A 7,997-nucleotide genomic window follows, 5' to 3' on the forward strand; every position below is an offset into this window, starting at 1 on the left:
CGGGAGGAATACATGCCGTACCGTCTGTTGTGCCTGGCCTTGCTTCCCTTCGCCCTGGCAGCGTGCCAGAGCAGCAATCCCTATGTCGCCAGTTCCCGGCCATTGCCACCGGCGCCGCCCCAGGCTGCGACCACCTTCGATGCCAGCGCCTACCCGGCCGCGCCACGCGACTATGGGCGCTATCGCAGCTGGAGCTGGCGCAACGGGCAGTTACCCAGCGGCAGTGCCAATGCCGATCCCGCACAACTGGCCGATGCCATCAGCGGTGCGCTCGACCAGCATGGCCTGCGCCCGGCACGCGGCGCCAGCGGCGATCTGCTGGTCAGCGCGAACCTGCGTCTGGAACGTCGCCTGCGCCAGGTCCGCGATTACGACTACGATCCCTACTACGGCCCCGCCCCCTACGGCGGCATCGGCTATGGCGGCTACCGCAACGGCTATGGTGCCTACGGCAGCGTACCGATCGTGCGCACCTACGAAGTCGAGGTGATGGTGGTGCGCATCGACCTGTTCGATGCCCGCAACGGCCAGCCGGTGTGGAGTGCCAGCGCCGAAAGCGGCAGCGAAAAAGGCTCGCCGCGCGACCGTGAAAACGCCTTGCGCGAGTCGGTACACAAGGCCCTCAGTGGCTACCCTCCCAGTTAACGCGTCAGGAGAATCATCATGTTGCGCCGCCTCGTTCTGCTGTCCTTCGCGCTGCTGGTCGCCGCCTGCTCCAGCAACAACGTCACCCAGGATTTCGATGCCAGCCGTGACTTCGCCGCCTACCGCAGCTGGGCCTGGCAGGAGCCGGCCCTGCAATACCGCCCGGACGATCCGCGGATCAAGAGCGATCTCACCGAGCAGCGCATCCGCCAGGCCGTGGCCGACCAGCTCGACCAGCGCGGCCTGCGTCCGGCACAAGGCAGCGCCCGGCCCGATGTGAAAGTGCGCGCCTACCTGATCGTCGAAGACCGCCAGCAGCAGGTCACCACCAACTATGGCGGGGCCTGGGGTGGCTACTGGGGCGGTTACTGGGGTGGGCCGATGTACAACGAGACCCGTAGCGTCGACTACAAGGTGGCGACCATCCAGGTCGACCTGTTCGATGGCCGTGACGGCAAGTTGGTCTGGCGCGGCAGTGCCGAGCAGATCATGAACAGCTACCCGCCTAGCCCGCAGGAGCGCAATGCCGCGATCCAGAAGACAGTGACCCAGGTGATGAGCAACTACCCACCGCGTTGAGACCCAACGCCTATCTGTAGGAGCGGGTTTGCCCGCGAACACGGGCGTAGCCCGTGCCAGGCAGCGCGGTGTTTTTTTCGCGGGCAAGCCCGCTCCTACAACCAGATGGCGTGAAGGCTGAGAAGAGGCAAGATGCCATCATCCTGACTACACTCCTTTGACCGCAGCCGCGATGCCTGGCCTTCGGCCTGCAAAGGAGTGCCCGTGGTTTCCTCTTCCGCTGCGCGCCAACGCGGCGCGATCGGCCTGATGGCCGTGATCACCCTCGGTATGGCCCTGCTGTTCCTGTTGCTGGCAATCGACAGTGGGCGGCTCTACCTCGAACAACGCAAGCTGCAGCGCATCGCCGACATGGCTGCACTGGAAGCCGCCGGGCAGTTCGCCGTGTGCATCGGCACCGGCCCACAGGCCAATGCCATCGCCCGCAATGCCGCCACCCGCAACGGGCACGCCCCCGGCAACCCTCTGCAGGCCAGCTGCGGCTACGTGCAGACCGGCGCCAACAGCCTGCGCAGCTTCACCCGCGACGACAACCGCAACGAAGCGATCCGGGTCGATGTCAGCAACACCGTCACCACCAGCGTCGCGGCGGGGGTGTATGCCCTGGTCCAGGGCAACGGCGTGCCGCTGACCACAACCCTGCAGGCCCACGCTGTCGCCTCCGCGCCACTGCCGCCGCAGGCGATGCTTAGCATCCGCACCACCCTGGCCACGGTCGATTCGCGCCAGTCGGTACTGCTCAACGCCCTGCTCGGCGCCCTCGGTGGTGGTGTGCAGTTGGACCTCGCCGGCTGGAAAGGCATCGCCGCCACCGACATCAAGTTGCTCAGCTATCTCGATCAACTGGCAGTCGATCTCAACCTCACGGTCGGCGACTACAAGCAGTTGCTCAACGCCAACGCCACCGCCACCCAACTGCTGCAGGCGGCGGTCAAGGTGTTGCAACAAAGCGGTGCGGCGCTGGAGGTGGTGACCAACCTGGGCAAGGTCGCCCTGGGTGCCGGCAACGGCACGCTGGTGCGCCTGGGCGATATCCTCGACATCCAGAACGGCACCGCCCAGGCTGGCCTGGATGCCAGCATCCAGTTGCTGCAACTGGTGCAAGGGGTGATCCAGCTGGCCGTCAGCGAAAGCGCCGCCAACGTCGACCTGCCGCTCAACGTGCTCGGCCTGGTCAACGGACGAGTTCGCCTGAAGGTCATCGAGCCGCAGCAGATCTCCTCGGTCGGCGACCCGCGTACCGACGAACTGCGTGTGCACACTGCCCAGGTGCGGGCGATGATCTCCCTCGACCTGCCCTTGCTCGACGGCATCTTCGGCCTGGTCAACGCCGTGCTCGACCTCGCCGCGCCGCTGACCAACGTGATCAACAACCTGCTCAGCCTGAACCTCGCCGCCACCGTGCAATCGGTGCTCTGCCTGCTCGGCGTGCCCTGTACGGTCAGCGATATCGTCCTGGTGCCCGGCAAGCTGCACCTGGACATCGGCCTGGAAGTCGCCGAAGCCAGCACCCGCCTCAACCCTGCAGCCCCCGATACCTTCAGTTGCTCCCCCAAGCGCCTGACCACCCGCAACCAGAGCTCGGCGGTCAAGATCGCGGTGGGTCAGTTCGCCTCACCGGATGAGTTCTTCACCAACGGCACCACTGCGGTGAAAGCGCTGCCCCTGATCGACATCGGCACCAAGCGCTGCACCCGGCTGTTGATCCTGCCGCTCGGCCAGTGCGAGGAGCGCATTCCCTTCGTCGGCGGCGGCATCGGCCTGCGGGTGGACAGCAAGGTGCTGGGCAGCGGCGCCCAGGAACGCGCGCTGACCTTCCAGGCCCCCGACAGCGTACCGCCGAACATCGGTCTCAAACCTGCCTATCTACCCATGAGAACCGCCAACGACAACGTGGTCGGCAGCCTCAGCGACACCCTGCTGGGCATTCAGCTGGAGGCCTATCGGCCGACCGCCAACAACAGCGGCCTGGGCCAGGTGCTGGTGCTCGTGGGTGGGGTGCTCGATGCCGTCAAGGCGATACTCGAGCCGCTGATCAAAGGTCTGCTCAGCCCGCTGCTCGACCCCTTGCTGAACGTGCTGCTGAAAGTGCTGGGCATCGACCTGGTCAACGCCGAAGTCGGCGCCAACCTCAGTTGCTCGACAGGCCGTGCTCAACTGGCACTGTAGAGCGGCAGCAGTATGCAGAAGCACGCGCCGTCCGGGCCGTTGAGCACCTCGAGGCTGCCGCCCATGGCCTCGACGATGCCATGGCTCACCGACAGCCCCAGCCCCGTGCCGACACCCGCGGGCTTGGTGGTGAAGAACGGCTCGAAGATGCGCCCGAGCAGGCGCGGGTCGATGCCACCCGCGTTGTCCTCGACCCGCAGGCAGACGCGTCCCTCGATCCGCTGTTGGCTGACCCGGATGGCCGGTGCCTGGGGTTGGCGTTCGAGCAACGCGTCGCGGGCATTGATCATCAGGTTGATCAATACCTGCTCGAGCTGGTCCTGATGCCCCAGCACCGTCAACGCCGACTCGGGCGCCACGATATGCAAGGCCACACCCTTGCCCCGAAGCCCCTCGGCCAGCAACGCGGCCGCACCTTCCACCGCGTCCCAGGCCACGAATGCCTGACGCTCCGGTTCAGAGCGACGGCCATAAACGCGCATGTGTTCCACCAACCGCGCCGCCCGCTCTACCTGGGCCTCGATGCGGTGCAGCTTGTCGGTCAGGTAATCGGTATCCGCCGCGCCGTTCTCCAGACGCTTCAAGGTATTGGCCACGGCCATGCGCATCACGTTCAGCGGCTGATTGATCTCATGCACCAGCCCGGTCGCCAGCTCACCGAGCGTCGCCATCTTCGCGCCCTGCAACAACTGGCGCTGGCTGCGTCGCACCTCGGTGTTGTCACGCCCCACCGCCTGGATTTCCAGGAGCCGCCCCTGCGCGTCGAACAGGCCGCGGTCAGCCCACACCCACCAGGCGTTTTCCCGCCCCCGCAGTTGCAGGCAGATCTCCGCGCTGCTCAAGGGCTGCTCAGGGGTCAACGCTGCCAGGCGCTGTTGGAACGCACTGCGTTGCGCGTCGGACATCCACTGGCCAAGGTTCATGCCGGCAAGTTGCTCCGGCGCACACTCCAGATGGTCAGCCAGCGGACGGTTACCGAACAGGAGTTCGAGATCGGGACGATAGCGGCAGATCATCGCCGGCGAATCCTCCACCAGCACTCGATAGCGCTCCTCGCTGTGGCGCACGCGCTCGGCAGCCTCGGTCGCCTCGCTGACGTCCAGCCACAGTCCGACCACCTCCACGGGCTGGCCGAGGTCGTCGCGCAGCAGACGGGCTTCATCGAGGACCCAGTGATAGCCACCCGACTGGTCGCGCAGGCGGTAGCGGCAGCGCGCCTGGCCATCGCGCAGCAGTGTGCGCGTGCGCTCCAGCCACAGGCTGCGGTCGTCAGGGTGCACTGCCAGCCCCGGCTGACGAGCCTGTTCGCTGTCGCTGTGCCAGCCCAGCATCGGGGCCAGGCTGGCGCTGAAGAACTCGCTGTGCAGCGCGCCCTCGGCATAGCGCTGGATATAGATCACGGCCGGCGAGCTGGCGATCAGGTTCTCCAGCCGTGCACGGGCGGCGCCAGCCTGCAGTTCCTGAGCCTTGAGCGCACTGATGTCGAGAAGAAAGCCGCGGACCTGGCGCCCCTGCATTTGCCCCACCCAGTGCAGCCAACGCGGACTGATCTGCGGAGCGTGCTCCTGCAGGCGCAGGCTGAGGCTCAGGGCACGACCTTCACGCAGTTGCTCGAGCGCCAGCTGCGCGGCCTCGCGATCCGCCGGGTGCACTCGCGCCAGCCATTGCTCGACGGTGATTTCACGCGGCAAGTCGTAACTGGCCGCCAACGCTGGGTCCAACTGCAGCGGACCCTGCAATGGCCACTCCCACCAACCGGCGCCCAACTGCCGCTGCAGCGCGTCGAGGTGCTGGTCGCTGCGCTGCAACTGGCGCTGTCGAAGACGCGCCAGCAACGGGTCCAGCAACGCCTGCAAGAGCCGCTCTCCCGCCTCGTGTACAGGCGGTGCACCGCTCGCCACGCACAGCAGGCAGGCCTGGATGTCCGGCCCCAGCCGATAGGGCAGCAACGACACCGGCAAGCCGCCGCACAAGACCTGCAATTCGTAACGCTCGCACGCATCGAGCTCGCCCCGCAGCGCATACTTTTCAAGCCACGGCCGCAGTTGCCCGTCATCGGCCCAGGGCCAGTTATCGCCACTGTCGGCATGGCTGCGCCAGACGCCGGCCTCCAGCAGCATCAGCCGCACCGAATCGGCCTGCCAGTACTCGACCAGGCGCTGCAACTGCTCGCCGGTCACCTGCGCCAGGCGCTCCTCGCCGCAGCCGCGTACCGCACGGCCGATGTCGCCAGCCAGGCGCTGCAGGCTCAAGCGCTGCCCCTCGTGGTCGTGCGCGCGCACCAGGTCGCCGATATCGAATAACTGCAGCAGCCAGCCCTCGGCCTGGCGTTGCAGCCAGCCACGGGTGTGCAGTGCATGGCCGTGCACGGTACGAAAATCCAGATCCAGCGGCTGTCCCTGCCAATCGGCGGGATCACCTTCAAGCACCAGCCAGCTATGGTGCTGCAGGTAATCCTGCACCCGTCTGGCATGCTGGGGCGGCATGGCCAGCAGGGTACGCAGCGGGCCAGACAAGCGCAGCACCTCACCCTGCTCGTCGAGCCACACCTGCAGACCGACCGCCAACGGCGCCTCGGCCACCGATGTCTGGCCACCCAACCAGCGATCGAAAACGCCGCTCACAGTTGCAGGCTCGCTTGGGCCTGCAAGCGCTGGGGCAGCCGCGGCACTTCGCCGATCAACGGCAGCACCAGTACCGGCATGACATTGGTCAGTTTGTTTTTCGGGTAGTCGATGGTCACGGTCAGCAGGTTGCCGGGGGCCAGTACGATCCGTGCATCGGTGGCGGGCTGAAAGTCCAGCGCAGCGGGCATCCAGCTCAGTTGCTGGACGATCACCTGGCGTGCCAGGTTCTGGACATCGTTGGCATAGGTGGCGCTGTTCGGGTCCAGCGCCACGCAGCGCCGCACCGCCTCGCTGCTGGCCTGGTTGAACGACTGCAACATGAGCATCGGCAGGCTGTAGCTGACCAATCCGTAGAACACCGCGAAAAAGATCATGAAGACTGCGACAAACTCGATGGCTGCCGCGCCTTTTTGCCGTACTGCCAAGCTTGCTCGCATGTTCACGTCTACCCTGACTAGAAGTCCTGAGTGACAGCATAGAACCCGTTCAACGAATAGGGATGGCCAATTGCCAATGCAAAGCATTGTTCTCCTGATGTGGCTTGCCTTGTGCACCGAACAAGATGTCCGTGAACGGCAGATCTCCAACACCCTGACCCTGGGTGTCGCCGCCTGCGCCCTGGCCTGGCTGTTCGCCACCGGGCACAGCTGGATAGGTGCCGATGCCAGCGATGCGGGCTGGGCCTTGGCCATCGTCATGCTGCTGACCCTTCCCGGCTACATGCTCGGCCGCTTCGGCGCCGGCGATGTGAAACTGCTCGGCGCCCTGGCTCTGGCCACCAGCCACCAGTACGTGCTCGGCACCTTCATCGGTGCAGGCGTGACAGTGCTGGTGTGGATGCTTGGCCGACGCCGCCTGTGGACCCTGGCCAACCCCAAGGTGAAGAAGCGCCTGCAGCGCCTGGCCGAACAGGTGGGCGACAAACAACCGTTCGCGCCCTACGTGCTGGCCGGGTTTCTCCTGACCGCCGTCTGGATCCAATGAATGACCAGTGGGTCGATTCGGCGTGTATAGACCTTGTACATAATTGCAAAGTGCGACTACTTTTCTTAAGGGCCAGGCTGGCTGGCCAACGGAGCGGGGCACGTACGAACAGGGAGTTGAACGTGAACAAGTCTGCTAGTGAGGTGAAAGTACTGGTTGTGGACGATCAGCCGTTGATCGTCGAAGAGCTTTGCGAATATCTCGAAAGTGCGGGCTATCACTGTGTGCCGGCGCACTCCACCGCGCAGGCCATCGAGCGCTACGGCGCGGACGAGTCCATTGGCCTGGTGCTGTGCGACCTGCACATGCCCGAACAGGACGGCATCGCGCTGATGCGCGCGCTGAAGGACATCGCCGGGCAGCAACGGCTGTTCGAGGCGATCATGCTGACCGGCCGCGCTGACAAGCAGGATGTCATTCGCGCGCTGCGCGAAGGGTTTTCTGATTACTACCAGAAGCCCATGGACCTGGCAGAGCTGCTCGAAGGCCTGCGCCGCCAGGAAGCCGCGCTGATGGAGCGGCGCCGCAACTTCCGCGAGCTGGGTAGCCTGAACCAGCGCCTGCAGGAGCTGGCCGAATCCATCGACGACCTCTACCACGACCTGGAAAAGGCCCGTGGCCAGGGTGCCCATCGCCGGGCCGGTGACGGGGAAGAGCTCGAGAGCGAACTGCCACCGGTGTTCGAAAAGCTCTCACCGCGCCAACTCGAAGTGGCCAAGCTGGTCAGCAAGGGCAAGACCAACTACCAGATTGCCTGTGAGCTGGGGATCACCGAGAACACGGTAAAACTCTATGTGTCGCAGGTGCTGCGCCTGACCCACATGCATAACCGCACCCAGTTGGCCCTGGCTCTGACGCCGCGCTCCTCGCCTGTGCATCAGCGGTTCACTACCCACTAGGTGCAGGAGCGGCGGTTCGGCGCCCCGACTTGCCCGCGAAAAAGACACCGCGCTGCCTGGCACGGGCTACGCCCGTGCTCGCGGGACATGTCGG

7 protein-coding genes are annotated in these 7,997 nt (G+C 65.6%); 5 read left to right on the top strand and 2 right to left on the bottom strand.

Annotated features, from left to right (window positions below; translation table 11 throughout):
* Nucleotides 1-12: 12 nt before the first annotated feature.
* The 3 genes from APH44_RS26035 to APH44_RS26045 all read left to right on the top strand — a co-directional run bounded on the left by APH44_RS26035 (nt 13) and on the right by APH44_RS26045 (nt 3,393).
* The gene (locus APH44_RS26035; RefSeq protein ID WP_054895200.1) at nt 13-645 is read left to right on the top strand and encodes a DUF4136 domain-containing protein; all 633 of its coding nucleotides are present in this window, start codon (nt 13-15) and stop codon (nt 643-645) included.
* 18 nt (nt 646-663) lie between these two features.
* Nucleotides 664-1,224, top strand: coding sequence for a DUF4136 domain-containing protein (locus tag APH44_RS26040; RefSeq protein WP_054895201.1), 561 nt, complete (start codon nt 664-666; stop codon nt 1,222-1,224).
* Between the two features lie 204 nt (nt 1,225-1,428).
* Nucleotides 1,429-3,393: a pilus assembly protein TadG-related protein gene (locus tag APH44_RS26045; RefSeq protein WP_256216465.1), complete on the top strand. Its 1,965-nt coding sequence runs from the start codon at nt 1,429-1,431 to the stop codon at nt 3,391-3,393.
* Here APH44_RS26045 and APH44_RS26050 read toward each other — a convergent pair.
* Complete coding sequence (locus tag APH44_RS26050) at nt 3,378-6,017, bottom strand: ATP-binding protein (RefSeq protein ID WP_054895202.1); 2,640 nt, start codon at nt 6,015-6,017, stop codon at nt 3,378-3,380. The genes APH44_RS26045 and APH44_RS26050 overlap by 16 nt on opposite strands.
* Entirely contained in the window at nt 6,014-6,457 is a 444-nt protein-coding gene (locus APH44_RS26055) for a TadE/TadG family type IV pilus assembly protein (RefSeq protein WP_054895203.1), read from the bottom strand. Before APH44_RS26055 ends, APH44_RS26050 begins: the two co-directional genes overlap by 4 nt.
* A 76-nt stretch (nt 6,458-6,533) precedes the next feature.
* On the opposite strand from APH44_RS26055, the gene APH44_RS26060 reads away from it, so the two are divergent.
* Nucleotides 6,534-7,004 carry a prepilin peptidase gene (locus tag APH44_RS26060; protein WP_054895204.1) on the top strand — a complete coding sequence of 157 codons (471 nt, stop codon included), beginning with the start codon at nt 6,534-6,536 and terminating at the stop codon, nt 7,002-7,004.
* A 122-nt stretch (nt 7,005-7,126) separates the two neighbouring features.
* Nucleotides 7,127-7,903, top strand: coding sequence for a response regulator transcription factor (locus APH44_RS26065; protein ID WP_054895205.1), 777 nt, complete (start codon nt 7,127-7,129; stop codon nt 7,901-7,903).
* Nucleotides 7,904-7,997 lie beyond the last annotated feature (94 nt).

This window comes from Pseudomonas sp. NBRC 111143 (assembly GCF_001320965.1).
GTDB lineage: Bacteria > Pseudomonadota > Gammaproteobacteria > Pseudomonadales > Pseudomonadaceae > Aquipseudomonas > Aquipseudomonas machongensis.